This is a genomic window from Stenotrophomonas sp. YJH_SMC_37 (assembly GCF_059370035.1).
Genome location: NZ_JCAFTG010000019.1, coordinates 1 through 16,022, shown reverse-complemented (window position 1 = coordinate 16,022; position 16,022 = coordinate 1). Strand labels below are relative to the sequence as shown.

Annotated in this window: 18 protein-coding genes, 2 tRNA genes and 1 pseudogene; 12 read left to right on the top strand and 9 right to left on the bottom strand. The window is 66.7% G+C overall.

The genetic code is table 11. The annotated features are described in order from the left end of the window. Positions 1-118: 118 nt before the first annotated feature. Together AC5P8J_RS18950 and crp are read right to left on the bottom strand one after the other, a co-directional pair. Positions 119-880, bottom strand: a complete 762-nt coding sequence (locus AC5P8J_RS18950; protein ID WP_019661505.1) for a sulfite exporter TauE/SafE family protein — start codon at positions 878-880, stop codon at positions 119-121. 62 nt (positions 881-942) lie between these two features. Next, on the bottom strand, positions 943-1,632 hold the full coding sequence (crp, locus tag AC5P8J_RS18945) for a cAMP-activated global transcriptional regulator CRP (RefSeq protein WP_010482649.1): 690 nt from the start codon (positions 1,630-1,632) through the stop codon (positions 943-945). Positions 1,633-1,781: 149 nt separating this feature from the next. Here crp and speD point away from each other — a divergent pair, with 149 nt between their 5' ends. Next, positions 1,782-2,576 (top strand): adenosylmethionine decarboxylase, encoded by a 795-nt coding sequence (gene speD / locus AC5P8J_RS18940; RefSeq protein ID WP_019661504.1) that lies wholly within the window; start codon positions 1,782-1,784, stop codon positions 2,574-2,576. Between the two features lie 167 nt (positions 2,577-2,743). After that, positions 2,744-3,064 carry a DMT family transporter gene (locus AC5P8J_RS18935; protein WP_005419816.1) on the top strand — a complete coding sequence of 107 codons (321 nt, stop codon included), beginning with the start codon at positions 2,744-2,746 and terminating at the stop codon, positions 3,062-3,064. An 83-nt stretch (positions 3,065-3,147) separates the two neighbouring features. Here the strand turns inward: AC5P8J_RS18935 and coq7 are convergent, their stop codons facing one another. After that, the gene (gene coq7 / locus AC5P8J_RS18930; RefSeq protein ID WP_019661503.1) at positions 3,148-3,792 is read right to left on the bottom strand and encodes a 2-polyprenyl-3-methyl-6-methoxy-1,4-benzoquinone monooxygenase; all 645 of its coding nucleotides are present in this window, start codon (positions 3,790-3,792) and stop codon (positions 3,148-3,150) included. 199 nt (positions 3,793-3,991) lie between these two features. On the opposite strand from coq7, the gene rplM reads away from it, so the two are divergent. Both rplM and rpsI read left to right on the top strand, forming a co-directional pair. Further along, positions 3,992-4,420, top strand: a complete 429-nt coding sequence (gene rplM / locus AC5P8J_RS18925) for a 50S ribosomal protein L13 (RefSeq protein WP_005414692.1) — start codon at positions 3,992-3,994, stop codon at positions 4,418-4,420. Between the two features lie 2 nt (positions 4,421-4,422). Next, on the top strand, positions 4,423-4,815 hold the full coding sequence (rpsI, locus tag AC5P8J_RS18920) for a 30S ribosomal protein S9 (RefSeq protein ID WP_019661502.1): 393 nt from the start codon (positions 4,423-4,425) through the stop codon (positions 4,813-4,815). Positions 4,816-5,096: 281 nt separating this feature from the next. Here rpsI and AC5P8J_RS18915 read toward each other — a convergent pair. Together AC5P8J_RS18915 and AC5P8J_RS18910 are read right to left on the bottom strand one after the other, a co-directional pair. Beyond that, a tRNA-Gln gene (locus AC5P8J_RS18915) sits at positions 5,097-5,171 on the bottom strand. Positions 5,172-5,226: 55 nt separating this feature from the next. Next, a tRNA-Met gene (locus tag AC5P8J_RS18910) sits at positions 5,227-5,303 on the bottom strand. A 121-nt stretch (positions 5,304-5,424) separates the two neighbouring features. On the opposite strand from AC5P8J_RS18910, the gene AC5P8J_RS18905 reads away from it, so the two are divergent. The 3 genes from AC5P8J_RS18905 to bfr all read left to right on the top strand — a co-directional run bounded on the left by AC5P8J_RS18905 (position 5,425) and on the right by bfr (position 6,975). After that, positions 5,425-6,045, top strand: a complete 621-nt coding sequence (locus AC5P8J_RS18905) for an RNA pyrophosphohydrolase (protein WP_019661501.1) — start codon at positions 5,425-5,427, stop codon at positions 6,043-6,045. Between the two features lie 108 nt (positions 6,046-6,153). Continuing rightward, complete coding sequence (locus tag AC5P8J_RS18900; protein ID WP_134732075.1) at positions 6,154-6,363, top strand: (2Fe-2S)-binding protein; 210 nt, start codon at positions 6,154-6,156, stop codon at positions 6,361-6,363. A gap of 141 nt (positions 6,364-6,504) precedes the next feature. Beyond that, positions 6,505-6,975 (top strand): bacterioferritin, encoded by a 471-nt coding sequence (gene bfr, locus AC5P8J_RS18895; protein ID WP_005414691.1) that lies wholly within the window; start codon positions 6,505-6,507, stop codon positions 6,973-6,975. A 1-nt stretch (position 6,976) separates the two neighbouring features. On the opposite strand, the gene AC5P8J_RS18890 is transcribed toward bfr, so the two are convergent. From AC5P8J_RS18890 to AC5P8J_RS18880, 3 genes are read right to left on the bottom strand one after another with little or no spacing between them, the layout of a single operon-like run. Then, positions 6,977-9,208, bottom strand: a complete 2,232-nt coding sequence (locus AC5P8J_RS18890) for an ATP-binding protein (RefSeq protein WP_021203725.1) — start codon at positions 9,206-9,208, stop codon at positions 6,977-6,979. Between the two features lies 1 nt (position 9,209). Further along, positions 9,210-11,096, bottom strand: a complete 1,887-nt coding sequence (locus tag AC5P8J_RS18885) for an EAL domain-containing protein (RefSeq protein WP_308306100.1) — start codon at positions 11,094-11,096, stop codon at positions 9,210-9,212. Between the two features lie 44 nt (positions 11,097-11,140). Continuing rightward, positions 11,141-11,758 (bottom strand): DUF4126 domain-containing protein, encoded by a 618-nt coding sequence (locus tag AC5P8J_RS18880; protein WP_019661497.1) that lies wholly within the window; start codon positions 11,756-11,758, stop codon positions 11,141-11,143. 179 nt (positions 11,759-11,937) lie between these two features. Here AC5P8J_RS18880 and AC5P8J_RS18875 point away from each other — a divergent pair, with 179 nt between their 5' ends. The 5 genes from AC5P8J_RS18875 to ampE all read left to right on the top strand — a co-directional run bounded on the left by AC5P8J_RS18875 (position 11,938) and on the right by ampE (position 15,674). Further along, entirely contained in the window at positions 11,938-12,681 is a 744-nt protein-coding gene (locus AC5P8J_RS18875; RefSeq protein WP_019661496.1) for a DUF6776 family protein, read from the top strand. Positions 12,682-12,685: 4 nt separating this feature from the next. After that, entirely contained in the window at positions 12,686-13,150 is a 465-nt protein-coding gene (locus AC5P8J_RS18870) for a bactofilin family protein (protein ID WP_006398829.1), read from the top strand. A 31-nt stretch (positions 13,151-13,181) separates the two neighbouring features. After that, positions 13,182-13,574, top strand: a complete 393-nt coding sequence (gene erpA, locus AC5P8J_RS18865; RefSeq protein ID WP_005419789.1) for an iron-sulfur cluster insertion protein ErpA — start codon at positions 13,182-13,184, stop codon at positions 13,572-13,574. A gap of 160 nt (positions 13,575-13,734) precedes the next feature. Then, positions 13,735-14,640 (top strand): NAD(+) diphosphatase, encoded by a 906-nt coding sequence (gene nudC, locus AC5P8J_RS18860; protein WP_134735180.1) that lies wholly within the window; start codon positions 13,735-13,737, stop codon positions 14,638-14,640. 146 nt (positions 14,641-14,786) lie between these two features. Further along, entirely contained in the window at positions 14,787-15,674 is an 888-nt protein-coding gene (ampE, locus tag AC5P8J_RS18855) for a regulatory signaling modulator protein AmpE (protein WP_021203729.1), read from the top strand. Positions 15,675-15,910: 236 nt separating this feature from the next. Here the strand turns inward: ampE and AC5P8J_RS18850 are convergent. After that, a pseudogene (locus tag AC5P8J_RS18850) lies at positions 15,911-16,022 on the bottom strand (IS110 family transposase); the annotation flags it as partial.

Sequence of the window (16,022 nt, the reverse complement as noted above, 5' to 3'; positions counted from 1 at the left end):
CCTCCGACCCCATCGCACGATGACGGATCTGCCGGCCAGCGGCCGGCACTACCCTTCTCCGTCGCGGTTGTGCCGGCGCTTCTCCGTCCGGTAGTGCCGGCCGCTGGCCGGCAAGCGCTCAGCGCCCCAGGTGCCCGTACACCGCGTGGCCGATCTGGAACAGGCTGATGCCCAGCACCAGCACGCCCACGGCCACCAGCACCCAGCGCTCCTTCACCCGCTTGACCAGGATCGCCGCCACCGGCGCGGCCATCATGCCGCCGATCAGCAGGCCGGCGACGATCTGCAGGTGCTGCACGCCCATCGACAACAGGAAGGTCGCTGACACCGTCAACGTGACCACGAACTCGGCTGCGTTGACTGTTCCGATGGTGGTGCGCGCCTGGCCGCCGCGGGCGAGCAGGGTGGACGTGGCGATGGGCCCCCAGCCACCGCCGCCGCTGGCGTCGAGCAGGCCGGCGAAGAAGCCCAGCACCGGCACCCGGCGGATCTCGCCCTTGGGCATCCAGCGCCCAGCGGCGCGGGCCAGGATGATGATCGCCAGCACCAGCAGGTACAGGTAGATCAGTGGCCGGATGATCTCGCCCGGGAGCTGCGTGAGCACGTACGCGCCCAGGGCGCCGCCCACTGCGCCGGGCAGGGCCAGGCGCAGGAACAGGCGTTTATCGACATTTCCGGCTGCGAGGTGCGACACCCCCGAGGCGCCCGTGGTGAACACTTCAGCGGTGTGGATGCTGGCGCTGACCTGCGCCGGCGGCAGGCCCATGCTCAGCATCACCGACGAGGACACCAGGCCGAACGCCATGCCCAGCGCGCCGTCGACCAGCTGTGCGCCCAGGCCGATGAGGATGAACCACCAGAATTCGCTGCTCAGCTCCATGCACCGAGCCTAGCGCGCCAGGGAGTGCGGACCAAGGTCCGCACCCACCGGGTGCTCAACGGTCAACGGGTGCCGTACAGCACCACGGTCTTGCCGCGGGCATGCAGCAGGCCGTCGGTCTGCAGTTTCTTCAGCACGCGGCCGGCCATCTCGCGCGAGCAGCCGACCAGGCGCGCCAGCTCCTGCCGCGATACACGCAGCTGGCTGCCTTGCGGATGGCTCATCGCCTCCGGTTCCTGCGCCAGGTCGTGCAGGGTGCGCACGATCCGGTCGGTCACGTCCAGGAACGCCAGGCGGCTGGCCTTGCGGCTGGTGTCGAGCAGGCGCTTGGAAATCTGCTGGCCCAGCGCATACAGCAGGCGCGGGGCATCGGCCGACAGCGGGCCGAGGAACAGCTGATGCAGGCGCTCGTAGCTGATTTCGGCCAGCTCGCAGGCGGTACGGGTCCGCAGGATCACCTCGCGGCGGTCCGATTCGACGAACAGGCCCATCTCGCCGACGAATTCGCCGGCACCAAAGTAGCCCAGCACCAGCTCGCGATCGTCATCTTCCTCGGCCATGATCGAAACCGAGCCGCTGATGACGTAATACAGGGTTCCCGCCGGGTCCCCGGGCCGGAAGACGTCGGTACGGGTGGGGTATCGCCGCCTGTGGCTGTGCGCCAGGAAACGATCGATTGTGGCGATATCCAGGGCCAGTGGACTGCTAGCTAGGCGCACGGTTGACACGATAGGAGCGCTCCCTCTGCGCATGAACGGATTCACGGGGTCGATAGCGGAGCTTAACCAGCGCAATTGTTAAGGGCAAACAGTGTGCCAGATGTGAGCGCTCTTCACGTTCCCCCCGGGGGCAGTTTGCCCCATAATTCCCCCTTTCCCTTCTTACACAGGAATCGACCGCCGTGGTCAAGCCGTTGCCTCGCCTGAGGCTGCAGGGTTTCAACAACCTCACCAAGGCGCTGAGCTTCAACATCTATGACGTGTGTTACGCGCGCACCGAAGAGGAGCGTCAGCGTTACATTGAATACATCGATGAAGAGTACAACGCCGACAGGCTGACTCAGATCTTGACCGATGTCGCCGAGATCATCGGCGCCAACATCCTGAACGTGGCCCGCCAGGACTACGACCCGCAGGGTGCCTCGGTGACCATCCTGATCTCCGAAGAACCGGTGATCGACAAGAAGCTGGCCGGCAAGGAGCTGATCTCCGACGCCGTGGTCGCGCACATGGACAAGAGCCACATCACGGTCCATACCTACCCGGAGACCCATCCGCAGGAAGGTATCGCGACGTTCCGCGCGGACATCGACGTGGCCACCTGTGGCGTCATTTCCCCGCTGAAGGCCCTGAACTACCTGATCGAGAGCCTGGAATCGGACATCGTGATCATGGACTACCGCGTCCGTGGCTTCACCCGTGATGTGAAGGGCAAGAAGCACTTCATCGACCACAAGATCAACTCGATCCAGAACTTCCTGGCCAAGAACATCAAGTCGCGTTACGAGATGTTCGACGTCAACGTCTACCAGGAAAACATCTTCCACACGAAGATGCACCTGAAGGACTTCGACCTGGACCAGTACCTGTTCGAGGAAAAGGCCAGGAACCTGTCGTTCAAGGAGCGCATGAAGATCGAGGCGCTGCTCAAGCGCGAGATCGAAGAGTTGTTCCACGGCCGGAACCTGTCCGAGTAAGCCCCATGTGCGATGCCCGCAGGCATCGCCACCCAGGCGGGACGACCCGCCCCGTGGAACTGGCGTCGCACGCGCGATTGGCTCCATGGTGATGTACCGACCCACGGCCCGGTGTGAAAACACCGGGCCGTTTCGTTTTTTCCCCAAAAGGTAAGGAGCCCCCACCCATGCCCTGGATCTACCTGCTGCTGGCCGGCCTGTTCGAGATCGGTTTCGCCCTCGGAATGAAGTACTCCGAAGGCTTCAGCAAACCCCTGCCCACCGTTGCCACGGTGGTGTCCGCCCTGATCAGCCTGTACCTGATGAGCCAGGCGATGAAGAGCATCCCGGTCGGCACGGCCTATGCGATCTGGACCGGCATCGGTGCCATGGGCGTGGCGGTGCTGGGCATCTACCTGTTCAACGACAGCGCATCGCCGGCCCGCCTGGCCTGCGTGGGCCTGATCGTAGCCGGCGTGATCGGCCTGAAGCTGGTCTCGCCCAACTGATTGATGGCCCGACCAACGGTCGGGCCCCACCGTCGGCCCCCCGCACCTCCTGGTAGGCCCGCACCGTTGGTGCGGGCGACCCTTCAAATGCGGTAGGCGATGGTCTTCATCACCCTGGAGGCCAGTGCCATCGCGCCCGGAATCGGGAACGGAAGGCGGCGTGCGCCGGCCTGCTCGGCGTGCTCGGCATGGCGGGCCTCGTCCTCCTTCATCACCTGGATGACCGCGCGGCTGCGCAGGTCGCCGGGCGGCAGGTCGACCAGATGCTCGTCCAGGTGGGCCTCCACCTGGCGCTCGGTCTCGACCACGAAGCCGAGGTTCCAGCCGTCACCGCGCAGCCCGGCCAGCGTACCGATGGTATAGCTGCCGGCGTACCACAGCGGGTTGAACAGGCTGGGACGGCTGTCCAGTTCGGCCAGCCGGGTGGCACACCAGGCCAGATGGTCGGTCTCTTCCTGGGCCGCTTCCAGCAGGTGTTCACGCGTGGCCGGGTCGCGGGCCACGGCGGCCTGGCCGAAATACAGGCCCTGCGCACAGACTTCGCCGACGTGGTTGATCCGCATCAGGCCGGCGGCATGGCGGCGCTCGGCGCTGCCCATGCCGGGCTCGTCGGTCTCCGCAGCCGGGTAGGGGCGGGCCGCCGGTGGGTTGCCGAACACCGTGTCCAGGGCGCGCTGCGCCTCGGTCAGCAGGTGGTCCAGCGGGGTGGTCTGGCGGAGCACGGTCATGGCAGTACGCGGTGGGGCGGAAGTTCCCCCCGATTCTCGCCCGGCCCTGCGTCCGTGCCAACCCGGCCTGACGGTCCACTTGCAAGTGGCTGGCAAGGCCAGTACAATCCCGCCTCTTGCGCTTCACCTTTTCACAACGCGTGGCAGAGTTCCGGCGAGCCTTTCGCCGCAATGAGCCCGACCTAACCTAGAGTTCTTCATGAGCACTTTCACTGCCAAGAACGAGACCGTCCAGCGCGACTGGTACCTCGTCGACGCCGAGGGCAAGACCCTGGGCCGTCTCGCCACCGAGCTGGCCCGCCGTCTGCGTGGCAAGCACAAGCCGGTCTACACCCCGCACGTTGATACCGGCGACTACCTGGTCGTCATCAATGCAGAAAAGATTGCCGTCACCGGCAAGAAGCTGCAGGACAAGATGTATCACCGTTTCACCGGTTACATCGGCAACCTGAAGACCGAGTCCCTGGCCCAGGCGCTGGAGCGCCACCCGGAGCGCGTGATCGAGATCGCCGTCAAGGGCATGCTGCCGAAGGGCCCGCTGGGTCGCCAGATGTACCGCAAGCTCAAGGTCTACGCCGGCACTGAGCATCCGCACGCCGCACAGCAGCCGCAGGTTCTGGATATCTAATCATGGCTATCACTCAAAACTACGGCACTGGCCGCCGCAAGTCCTCCACCGCTCGCGTGTTCCTGCGCAAGGGTTCGGGCAACATCACCGTCAATGGTCGTCCGCTGGACGAGTTCTTCGGTCGTGAGACCGCGCGCATGATCGTGCGCCAGCCGCTCGAGCTGACCAAGAACACCGAAAGCTTCGACATCCTGGTCACCGCCGCTGGCGGCGGCACCACCGGCCAGGCCGGTGCGATCCGTCTGGGTATCGCTCGTGCGCTGGTCGAGTACGACGAAAGCCTGAAGTCCGAGCTGCGCAAGGCTGGCTTCATGACCCGCGACGCCCGCGAAGTCGAGCGTAAGAAGGTCGGTCTGCACAAGGCCCGCCGCGCCACCCAGTTCTCCAAGCGCTGATCTGCTGCGCCTGGTTGGGCTCCTTCGGGGGCCCGCTGGATGGAAAAGCAAAAGCCCGGCTTCGGCCGGGCTTTTGTCGTTTTGGAGTCAGGCATTTCGTGGTTGCCGGCCAGCGGCCGGCACTACCCGTCTTTTTGCATGTCCGACCCCGGGCCTCTCTCTGGAGAAGAGCCCCCTTGTTGTTCAAGGGGTGCGCCGACAGGCGCGGGGATAAGGTGGAATGCGTTACCAAATTAAAAGCAAAAGGCCAGATCTTTCGATCTGGCCTTTTGCTTTTAATTTGGCTGCCCCGGATGGATTCGAACCACCGAATGCCTGAGTCAGAGTCAGGTGCCTTACCGCTTGGCGACGGGGCAAAACGTACAACGATTTTCTCACTTATCACGCTGAAAAACAACTTCATTTTCAGTGTGGTGGCTATGGGTGGACTCGAACCACCGACCCCAGCATTATGAGTGCTGTGCTCTAACCGGCTGAGCTACATAGCCTTGGTGAGCCCGCTATTCTGCGGATGTGTACCGTCCCTGTCAACACTTTTGTGCCGTGCTTGTGGGCCGACAGAGGGCGTGGGATAGTCCCGGGCAGTAGATTTTCTTAGGAGTCCGCATCGTGATCGATCCGGACGGCTATCGACCGAACGTCGGCATTGTGCTGATGCGGCAGGACGGCCAGGTGTTCTGGGCACGACGCGTGCGCCGGGATGGTTGGCAGTTTCCGCAAGGGGGCATGAACACCGATGAGACGCCCGTCGAGGCCATGTATCGTGAACTGCAGGAAGAAACCGGCCTGCTGCCTGAGCATGTGGAAGTGCTCGGGGCCACGCCCGGTTGGCTGCGCTACAAGCTGCCGGCGCGGGCCATCCGCCGCAACGAGCGGCAGGTCTGCATCGGCCAGAAGCAGGTCTGGTTCCTGCTGCGCCTGACCGGCGACGAATCCCATGTGAAGCTGGACCACACTGACTCGCCCGAGTTCGATCATTGGCGCTGGGTCGATTTCTGGTACCCGGTGGAGCATGTGGTGGTGTTCAAGCGCGGCGTCTATGCGCGCGCACTGCGTCATCTGGCGCCTTTGGCGCGCGGGGTCGCCGGGCAGGGCGTAACCGCCATGCCCAAGAGCGCCGCCGAGGCTTGGATGCCCGGCCACACGGCCGGCCACGACCGCCCGCGCAAGCGCCCGCGGACGCGCGGCTACTGGCCGAAGAAGGCCACGGGTGATGGCCCAGCCAGCTGACGGGCTGAACGGTATCGAGAATGGTTCAGGTCTCTGATTGACAACCATTCTCGTTTCCATTGGAATAGCCACCAGGCCGCTCCTGGCCTGTCAGCCCGGTTCCCGCCTGTGTACGTCTGCATCTGCAACGGAGTCACCGACCACCAGATCCGCGAAGCCGCCAGCCATGGTGTCAACACGGTGGCCGAACTGACCATGCGGACCGGCTGTGGTGCGACCTGCGGTTCCTGCCTGGACATGGCCGCGGACCTCTTGGCCAAGGCGCGTGCGACCCACGATCTGCCGCTGCCGGTATTGGGCCTGGCCCAGGTTGCCTGATCGTTTCTTCGCGGCGCATTGACGCCGCGCTTTCGCATCCTTCACGCGCGGCCGCACAGGCCAATGCGCACGATTCGCGTTCCTTCACGGCCGCAGGCAAGGCGTTAAAGTGCCTGCGTTTTCAGCGTGCAGGAGCATCCCATGAAGGGCGACACCAAGGTCATCGAATTCCTCAACAAGGTCCTCTACAACGAGTTGACCGCGATCAACCAGTACTTCCTGCACGCCAAGATGCTGAAGAACTGGGGCATCAAGGAACTGGCCGAGCACGAGTACAAGGAATCGATCGACGAGATGAAGCATGCCGACATGCTCGCCGACCGCATCCTGTTCCTCGAAGGCCTGCCGAACTTCCAGGCGCTGGGCAAGCTGCGCATCGGCGAGAACCCGACCGAGATCCTGCAGTGCGACCTGTCGCTGGAGCGCGACGGCGTGGTCACCCTGCGCGAGGCCGTCGCCTATGCCGATTCGGTCGGCGACTATGTCAGCCGCCAGCTGTTCGTGAAGATTCTCGATTCGGAAGAAGAACACATCGACTGGCTGGAAACCCAGCTCGACCTGATCGAGCGCATCGGCGAGCCCAAGTACCTGCTGAGCAAGCTGGAAGAGTGAGTCAGCTGTCCTGGCCGGCACGATGCTGCGCCAGGTAGCCCGTCAGCGCCACACGTGCCCGGGCGAATTCGGCAACCAGCAGCGCGACCGCCACCGCGGGGCGCTGCAGGCTGCCACCACGGGCCTCGCGTTCGATGCGCTGCGCGACCGCCGACAGCGACAGGGCTCCCACGTTCGCACTCGACGATTTCAGGCTGTGCGCGACCGCCTGCAGGCGGGGCTCGTCGCCGCTCTGCGCGGCCTGCTGCAGCTGCTGCACCATCGCTGGCGCATCGTCAAGAAAGACCGACACGATCTGGATGGCGGCGTCGCCGATCACCGCGTGCAGTTCGTCCAGCACATCGCGGTCGAGTACCGGTTGTGGCTTGGAGCCCACTCGGCTGTCATCGTCCTGCAGAGCCGAGCCATGCTCGGCTGATGGAGCCCCACTGCTGTTGGCCGTCAGCCGAGCCATGCTCGGCTCTGCAGAAGGCCGTGCAGGTGATGCGGCTTTACCGCCACCCCAGCGCTTCAACAGCGCATGCAGCGTGGCGCGGGCGATCGGCTTGGACAGGTAATCGTCCATGCCAGCCTGCAGGCATCGCTCGCGGTCGCCGGCCATGGCATTGGCGGTCATCGCGATGATCGGCAGGCGCGCTCGCCCGGTTTCCGCTTCTTCCGCACGCCAGTGGCGCGTGGCGGCGTAGCCGTCCAGCACCGGCATCTGGCAATCCATCAGCACGATGTCCACGCCGCCTTCGCGAAGAGCGGCCAATGCCTGCTCGCCATCGACGGCGTTGCGCACCTCGCACTGGAATACGCGCAGCAGCTGCTCGGCCACCATCCGGTTGACCGTATTGTCTTCCACCAGCAGCACGCGCAGGTGCAGTGGCGGCAGCACCGGCGCGGGTACCCCATCTCCGGCACTGGAAAGCAGGGCGGCAGGACGGGCAGGCGTGACAGGTGCGGCCAGGAGTGCATGCAGTGCGGCATCGTCGAAGTGCGTGGGCAGCTGGCGCTGGCGCGGTCGTTGCGCTGGTGCGTCATCCTGCAGCCAGAGCACCTGCAGTGCGTCGTCGTCACCGCGCTCGGCCAGTGCCTGCTGCAGCATCGCCTCGCCGCTGCGCCGCGCGCGTGCATCGACCAGCAGCCACGCCGGTGCCGGTTGCCCGGGTTGCGGCGCGGTGCGCAGCTGTTCGACCACGGCGTCCAGCTGGCTCAGCATCTGCACCTGCAGCCCATGGTGGGCGGCGATGCGCTCGATGCGTTTCTGCAGCATTGCATCGGCACTGAACAGCAGCAGCGCTGTCGGCGCGCGGGCCATCGCCGGCAGGTCGCCGGGCACCTTCAGCAGCGGAATCTCGAACCAGAACGTAGCACCCTGGCCGGGCGTGGACTGCACGCCGATCTGCCCGTGCATCAGGTCGATGATGCGCCTGCAGATGGCCAGGCCCAGGCCGGTGCCGCCGTAGATGCGCGTGGTCGAGGCATCGGCCTGGCTGAAGGACTGGAACAGGCGTGCCTGCAGTGCCTCATCGATGCCGATGCCGGTGTCGATGATCTCGAAGCGCAGCTGGTGCTGGGCCGCGCCTTCGCCCAGCCGCTGCACGCGCAGCTGTACCTGGCCGCGCGCGGTGAACTTGATGGCATTGGCCAGAAGATTGCTCAGCACCTGGCGCAGGCGTACCGGGTCGCCGCGCACCGGCAGGCGCACCGACGGGTCAAGCTGCAGGGTCAGGGACAGGCCCTTGGCGTCGGCGGCGCGCTGCATCAGCTGCACCACGCCATCCAGCAGATCGCGCAGGTTGAAGCTGGTGATTTCCAGTTCCAGCGCCTGTGCTTCCAGCCGTGAGTAGTCGAGGATGTCATCGACGATGCGCAGCAGCTGCTGTGAACTGGCCGAAGCGGTGGCCAGCATCTGCCGCTGGTCCTCGCCCAGCGGCCCGTGCGCGATCAGCTCCAGCATCGGCAGGATGCCGTTGAGCGGGGTGCGGATCTCGTGGCTCATGGTGGCCAGGAACTCGCCCTTGGCCAGCACCGCTGCTTCGGCGGCCTGCTTGGCCTGCAGCAGCTGCTGTTCCAGCTGGCCCTGGCGTTCGGTGGTACGGCGCAGCTGGTCGCGTTCGGCGGCGAGCGCATCGTGTGCGCGTTGCAGCCGGGCCAGTGCACGGCTGCGTGCGCGCAGGCGCAGGCCCAACAGCAGCGCCACGGCGGCCGCGGCAAGGGCAACCAGCAGCACGCCCCACAGCGGCACGTCAGAGCACCGCGTTGTGGAAGTCGAAGTTCAGGTCGCTGCCGGCCGACTGCACCATGTTGCCCTGGATGTAATCGACGCCGCCGACCCACATCGCCGCGGCGGCCTGTGGGTCCTCGATCTGCTGCCCGATGATCTGCAGCCCGGCCGCATGTGCCTGTTCGATCGCCTTGCGCAGTTCCTCGCGCGTGGCCGGGTTGGCATGGCTGCTGGAGAAGCGCGCGGCCATGCGCACGAACGACAGCGGCAGCTGGGTCAGCAGGGCGTCGGCTTCGCCGCTGGGCTCGAACTGGCTCAGGCAGAAGCGCACCCCGGCGCCGGCCATGCGCTGGCAGAACTGTTGCAGCGGCACGGTGTGGATCAGTGCGTCGGGGAGGCGCACGTCGATCACCAGCGCACTGCCCGGCAGGTCACGCTGCTGCAGCGATTCCAGCAGCCAGTCGGCGAAGGCGTCGCGCTGCAGGGTGCGCAGCGACTGCGAGACGAACAGGTTCAGCGGCGGCGTGGCGTGCCGGTAGAGATCCAGCAGGCCCAGCGCGTGGTCCATCACCTGCTGGTCGAGGTCGGCGATACGGCCTGCCGCTTCGGCGGCCGGAATAACCTGGCCAGCCGCCAGCACCGTGCCATCGGCCTGGCGCAGGCGCAGCAGCAGCTGGTACTGCGCGGTGTTGCCACCGGCGACGGCGACGATCGGCTGATAGGCCAGCTCCAGCTGGCCTTCCAGCAGTGCCAGGTGCTCCTGTTCGGTGACGGCGTGGCGGTGCACATGGCCCGCCACACCGGCGCTGAGCAGGCGTGCCTGCAGGGTGGTGCGCTCGATCGCTTCCAGTGCAGCGTTGGCATCGTCGAAGCCCGGCGACAGCGGCGCATAACCCACCACGCCGCGCAGGTGCACCGATTCGTCGTCGCGGATCACGAAGGCACGCGCCGACAGCTGCTCGCGCAGGGAAGCGGCGATGCCTTCCAGGGCATCTTCGTCGGCGTTGCGGGCCAGCAGCAGGAAACTGTTGTCGTTCAGGCGTGCCAGCAGGTGTGGATGGCCGGCCTCGGCCAGGCGCTGCCCGGCCTGTACCATCAGGCGCTCGAAGGCGGCATAACCATAGCGTTCGCGCAGCCCCAGCGCGCTGGCCACTTCGATGAAGAACACACCGCCCCGGTCGCGGTGGGCGAGTGCGGTGTTGAGCTGCTGCAGCACGTGATGGCGCGTCGGCAGGCCGGTTTCCGGATTGCTGGTGGCCGGTACGCCGCTGGCACCGGGCAGGGTCGCGGCCTGCGCACGTGCGCGGCGGATGCGGTTGGCCACGGCGGCGATCAGGTGGCGCGGGCGGATCGGCTTGCTCAGGTAATCGTCGGCGCCGCTGTCGAGCACTTCGAACTGGCGCTCTGGATCCGGATCGCCGCTGAGGAACACGATCGGCAGCAGCTGCAGGCCGGGCTGCTGGCGGATCAGTGCGGTCAGCCGCATGCCATCCAGTCCGGGCAGGTGCAGATCCATCAGGATCAGGTCGGGACGGTGTTCCTTGATCGCCTGCAGCGCGCCGTCGGCGTCGCTGTGCACGATTGCCTGCATGCCGGCGCCGTGCAGCACGCTCTGCGCGAACAGGGCCTGGGCGCGGTCGTCCTCGACGATCAGCACGCGGTAGGGCGAATCGGAGGCCAACGGCGCCTGGTCGTTGTTGCCAGCCTCGGCCAGGAAGGCCGGGCCCGGCAGAGGCGGTGGCGCGCTGCCGATCGATGCGGGCATGTCGCAGCTGGCCAGCGGCGGAACCACTGCGGGTACTGCGGCGACCGCGCTCGCCGGCTCCGCGGCCCAGCGTTGCCAATGATCGGCCGGAGGGGATTCAGCGCGTCCCGGGCGGGCGCCCGCGGGGGATTCGTTTGCGGCCATCGGTGCTCCTGGTGTTCGCGTCCATTATGCGACAAGCCCGAGGTTCAACCGGTACCCGGCTGGCGCGGACCGTCCGGCGACGCACTGCGTGCCAGCCAGCGCACGCCCTTCCACAAGGTGCGCCAGACCAGCCACACCAGCAGCGCGCCCGCCAGGCTGCAGGCCAGCACCACGATCAGCGCGATCCACGGGTGCGCCAGGGCCAGGGCCAGGCCCCCGACCACCACGGTGTCCTCGGCGGCGGAGGCCACCCAGTTGCTGGCAGGCTCGGGCGAGGTATTGAGCAGGGCACGGGTGCCGGCTTTCAGTCCATGGCTGGCCAGCGCGACACCGGCACCGGCAGCAAGTGCGCCGGTACCCAGCTGCCCATCCGGCGACAGCGTGGCTGCGGCAAGGAAGGCACCTGCGGGTACACGTGCCAGGGTCTGCACCAGATCCCACGCCGAGTCCACGCCGGGAATCTTGTCGGCGAAGAATTCGGTCACCGCCAGCGCCGCCGAAGTGCCCAGCACCCACCACGATTCAGTAGCCTGCAGGGCCGGTGGCAGGTCGACCCAGCCGAGCAGGCCGGCCAGGCCGACACCGAACACGGTGAGGTAGACGCGGATGCCGGCCAGCCAGGCCAGCAGGATGCCGATCACGAACAGGTGGGCTTCGGTCATGGCGATGCTCCGGCGACGGAACTGTGCAGGGGACCACACTATCGACGATGGCATGCCTGAACGCCACAGACCGTGGCTCGCTGCTGCGCAGGAAACCCACCCGTCCTGTCATACACTAGCCCGTCGTTTGCCACAGGGGCCGTACCGGTGTCGCCCTTGCGATACCCCGGAAACCACCCATGACCAACCGTCCTCCCATGCGCGTGCAGGTCCGCCTGCCCGGCGCGCCGCAACCGCCTGCCGACCGTCGCCGCCTGCTGGTGATCGGCGGCATCTGGCTGCTCAGCCTGGTGCTGGCCGTGCTCGGTGGCTGCTGGATGGCCACCCCGCGCGATGCCCAGGGCCAGCGCCTGCAGGCCGCCGAGAAGCGTGCCGAGACGCTGCAGGCGCAGCTGACCGAACTGCGCCAGAAGCAGGCCACGCTGGAAGCCTCCGACCGCATCAGCCGCGCTGCCAACACCGAGGTGCAGTCCTCGCTGGCCGAGCGCGATGAGGAAATCGCCGGCCTGCGTGCCGACGTTGCCTTCTATGAGCGCCTGGTGGGTTCGACCAGCCAGCGCAAGGGCCTGAACACCCATTCGATCGAGTTCAGCCCGGAAGCGGCCGGCACCTGGCAGTACACCGCCGTGCTGACCCAGAACCTCAACCGCGGCGCCATCAGCCAGGGGCAGATGCGCTTCACCGTGGAAGGCGTCAGGAACGGCAAGCTGGCCACGATCAGCTGGGATGATCTGCACCAGCGCAGCAAGGTACCGGGACAGGATTACTCGTTCCGGTACTTCCAGCAGCTCACCGGCAGCGTGATGCTGCCGGCTGACTTCACCCCGCAACGCGTGCGGGTGACATTGGGGAGTGGTACGGGGGGTACCACCCAGGTATTCGACTGGAAACAGGCCGGTGCGCCGGCCGCCAAAGGGGAGTAGGCAGATGTTCGGAAGCAGCAAATCCAACCGTGAAGGCCAGCTGGTGGTGGATGCCCTGATCGGCAACCAGGTGGTGATCCGCGGTGATGTGGAATTCAGTGGTGGCCTGTACGTGGAAGGCCGCATCCATGGCAAGGTGATCGCCGCCGAAGGCGCCAGTGGCGCGACCCTGACGGTCGCCGAGCATGGCGTGATCGAGGGCGAGATCCGCGCGCAGGTGGTGGTCATCAGCGGCCGCCTGGACGGCGATGTACACGCCACCGAGAAGGTCGAACTGACCCCGAGCGCACGGGTCAATGGCAACGTCCATTACCAGGTGGTGGAGATGAATGCGGGCGCCCAGCTGAACGGCCGCCTGATCCATGCCAGCGCCCCGATGGCGGCCCTGCCGGCGCCGGAAGGCGATGAGGCCAATGGCGGCAAGGGCGACACTGCTGCACGCCGCAAGCTGGCCGAGGCGATGGCTTGAAAGCCATCCCCGGCACCCCCATGCTGACATCATGAGCACGCTAGTCTCCCTGCCCGGCGCCACTCCGGTTGCCGCGCCCGATTACCAATCGCTGGAGCGCCCGCTGAACTTCACCGAGTCGGCGGCCGCCAAGGTCAAATCCCTTATCCAGGAAGAGGGCAACCCCGACCTGGCCCTGCGTGTGTACATCGAGGGCGGCGGCTGTTCGGGCTTCCAGTACGGGTTCGAGTTCGACGAGAACCGTGCCGAGGATGACCTGGCGGTACAGACCAGCGGGGTGACCCTGCTGGTCGATCCGCTGAGCCTGCAGTACCTGATGGGCGCCGAGGTGGATTACACCGAGAGCCTGACCGGTGCCCAGTTCGTGATCCGCAACCCGAACGCAAAGACCACCTGCGGCTGCGGCAGCAGCTTCAGCATGTAAGAGCCCTGTGGCCAGGATGTGCCAACCACGGTTGGCACCCACCAGAGCGGATCAGTAGATCCACGCCGTGCGTGGATGCTCTGTGCCTCCATGCACACAACAGCAGATTGCGCACAGCGCCGACCTTGCCACCCGCATCGATTGGCGGCACGCTTGCCGGATGCCCAATACTTCTTCGCCGCTTTCCGGTTTCGCCTTCGTTGGCGAACCGCTGGAGCGCGCCGATGCCCTGCGCGACGATGCCGATGCACTGGCGCGCCTGTGGCCGGGCGCGCGCATTCTCGTGCTCGATCAGGACGGCAGCGCCTTTACCGGCGATGACGACCAGCCGCTGGCGCTGGCCGGTGCCGACATCGGGGGGGGGCCCGGCTCCGCGATCTTCCTCGGCCTGCGCGGGGAACAAGCATGGTTCTCGGTTGAAGCCGCCAGCGTCACCGTCACCGCACCACGTCGCCTCGACCTGCGCCAGGCCGCGCTGCTGTGGTCGATGGCCGATGCGACCGCCTTCAGCTATGCCCGCGGCATGTCTTACTGGCACTCGCGCACCCGCTTCTGCGGTGTGTGCGGCGGCGCCGTGGCGTTTGCCCGAGGCGGCTTCGTCGGCCGTTGCGCGCAGTGTTCCACCGAGCACTACCCGCGTGTCGATCCCGCCGTGATCGTCGCCGTGGAGAACCAGGGCCGGCTGCTGCTGGGCCGGCAGTCGAACTGGGCCCCGCGTCGTTACTCGGTGCTGGCCGGCTTCGTCGAACCCGGCGAGACGTTCGAGCAGACCGTGGTGCGTGAAGTGCACGAGGAGAGCAAGGTGCGGGTGACCGCCTGCCAGTACCTCGGTTCGCAGCCGTGGCCGTTCCCCGGCGCGCTGATGATCGGTTTCCGTGCACAGGCGCAGGATGACCTGCCGACTGTGGATGGCGAACTGGAAGACGCGCGCTGGTTCACTGCCGATGAGGTTGGCGCAGCATTGGCACGCGATGTGGACGACGATGGCCAAGGCATCCGCCTGTCGCCGCCGATCTCGATTTCGCGCGGCCTGATCGAACACTGGTACCGCGAGCAGCAGGGCTGAACCGGCCTGCGGCCGGGCCGGTTGTGGCCGCTGTATTGCCGCCACCTGAACACGGCCCGGGTTACAGTCCGGTTCACCGCTGAGGGGCGCCGCTGCGACAGGTAAGGTAACGGCGCCGAGCGTTCCGTTTCGTAGGGAGACCTGCCATGTTCACCACTCTGGCCGCCGTGCTGGTGGCACTGGCCCTGGGCCATGTTGCCCCGGCCGCTGCCGCCTCGCTGCGCCGTTTCGACGGCTTCCGGCGCTGGCTGGGCTGGCTGGACGCGCATGGCGGAAAGGCGTGGCAGGGACCGGCCGGTGTTGCATTGGCGCTGCTGCCGCCGCTGCTGCTGATGGCGCTGCTGGCATGGCTGCTGCGCGGGGTGCTGTTCGGGCTGCCGTCGCTGATGCTGGGCGTGGCGGTGCTGGCCTGGTGCTGGGGGCCGCGTGATCTGGATCGTGATATCGAAGCGATCATCGATGCGGACGACGCCGCAACGCGTCAGGCCGCCGTGCGCAACCTGCAGGCGGCCGGTGGCAGCCTGCGCGAAGACGTGCCGTCGCTGGTCGAGGCCACCGTGCTCAACGCGCTGCGGCGCTGGTTCGCGGTGCTGTTCTGGTTCCTGCTGCTGGGCCCGGCCGGTGCGCTGGGGTACCGGCTGCTGGCGCTGATGGCGGAAAGCCCGATGCGTGCCCGCGTGCCGGTGGAGCCGCTGGCGCTGGCGCAGCGCCTGCTGGGCTGGATCGAGTGGCCGGTGGCGCAGCTGATGGCGTTTTCGATGGCGCTGGTGGGCAACTTCGATACGGCGTGGAAGGCGTGGCGCCAGGCGCATGGCGAGCGGCTGGCCGGCACCATCGGGTTCCTGGGCGCGGTGGCGCGGGCCAGCGTCAACGCCGAGCTGCGCGAAGATGCGCACGATTACACCGAGGCCGGGCTGTTGCCGGTGTGGCAGCGGCTGCCGGACCTGCGTGATGCGATGAGCCTGGTGTGGCGGATGCTGCTGCTGTGGCTGGCGATCCTCGCGTTGCTGGTGATTGCAGGCTGGGTGACGTAGGTGTTCTGGCAGGGCTTGCAGCCCTGCACCTGCAGAGGCGACAGCAACAGCAACAGCAACGGCAGGATTGCTGCGGGTTGGCGGGGTGGGTCGGATGGCGGGGGACGCCGTGAATCCGTCCATGGAGGCTTGGTCGCCGCATCCATGCGGCTCACACCCCCGCCATCCGACCCACCCCGCCTTCGACAGTTTTCCGTGCACTGACGTTCTGTAGAGCCGAGATCCTATGTTCGTGGTCAAGCCTGCTGGAAGCAGGCTTGACCCACTTTCAGCATGGCCGGGTCAAAGTCCCGGCCGCTCTTGAAGACGCCCCAAGCGATCCTGGCCAGCTTTCTGGCCAGGATGTTG

Bases quoted from the DNA above. Each gene is read 5' to 3' on its own strand.
- AC5P8J_RS18950 (WP_019661505.1), bottom strand. From the start codon at position 880: ATGGAGCTGAGCAGCGAATTCTGGTGGTTCATCCTCATCGGCCTGGGC.
- crp (WP_010482649.1), bottom strand. From the start codon at position 1,632: ATGCGCAGAGGGAGCGCTCCTATCGTGTCAACCGTGCGCCTAGCTAGC.
- AC5P8J_RS18935 (WP_005419816.1), top strand. From the start codon at position 2,744: ATGCCCTGGATCTACCTGCTGCTGGCCGGCCTGTTCGAGATCGGTTTC.
- coq7 (WP_019661503.1), bottom strand. From the start codon at position 3,792: ATGACCGTGCTCCGCCAGACCACCCCGCTGGACCACCTGCTGACCGAG.
- rplM (WP_005414692.1), top strand. From the start codon at position 3,992: ATGAGCACTTTCACTGCCAAGAACGAGACCGTCCAGCGCGACTGGTAC.
- rpsI (WP_019661502.1), top strand. From the start codon at position 4,423: ATGGCTATCACTCAAAACTACGGCACTGGCCGCCGCAAGTCCTCCACC.
- bfr (WP_005414691.1), top strand. From the start codon at position 6,505: ATGAAGGGCGACACCAAGGTCATCGAATTCCTCAACAAGGTCCTCTAC.
- AC5P8J_RS18885 (WP_308306100.1), bottom strand. From the start codon at position 11,096: ATGGCCGCAAACGAATCCCCCGCGGGCGCCCGCCCGGGACGCGCTGAA.
- AC5P8J_RS18880 (WP_019661497.1), bottom strand. From the start codon at position 11,758: ATGACCGAAGCCCACCTGTTCGTGATCGGCATCCTGCTGGCCTGGCTG.
- AC5P8J_RS18875 (WP_019661496.1), top strand. From the start codon at position 11,938: ATGACCAACCGTCCTCCCATGCGCGTGCAGGTCCGCCTGCCCGGCGCG.
- AC5P8J_RS18870 (WP_006398829.1), top strand. From the start codon at position 12,686: ATGTTCGGAAGCAGCAAATCCAACCGTGAAGGCCAGCTGGTGGTGGAT.
- erpA (WP_005419789.1), top strand. From the start codon at position 13,182: ATGAGCACGCTAGTCTCCCTGCCCGGCGCCACTCCGGTTGCCGCGCCC.
- nudC (WP_134735180.1), top strand. From the start codon at position 13,735: ATGCCCAATACTTCTTCGCCGCTTTCCGGTTTCGCCTTCGTTGGCGAA.
- ampE (WP_021203729.1), top strand. From the start codon at position 14,787: ATGTTCACCACTCTGGCCGCCGTGCTGGTGGCACTGGCCCTGGGCCAT.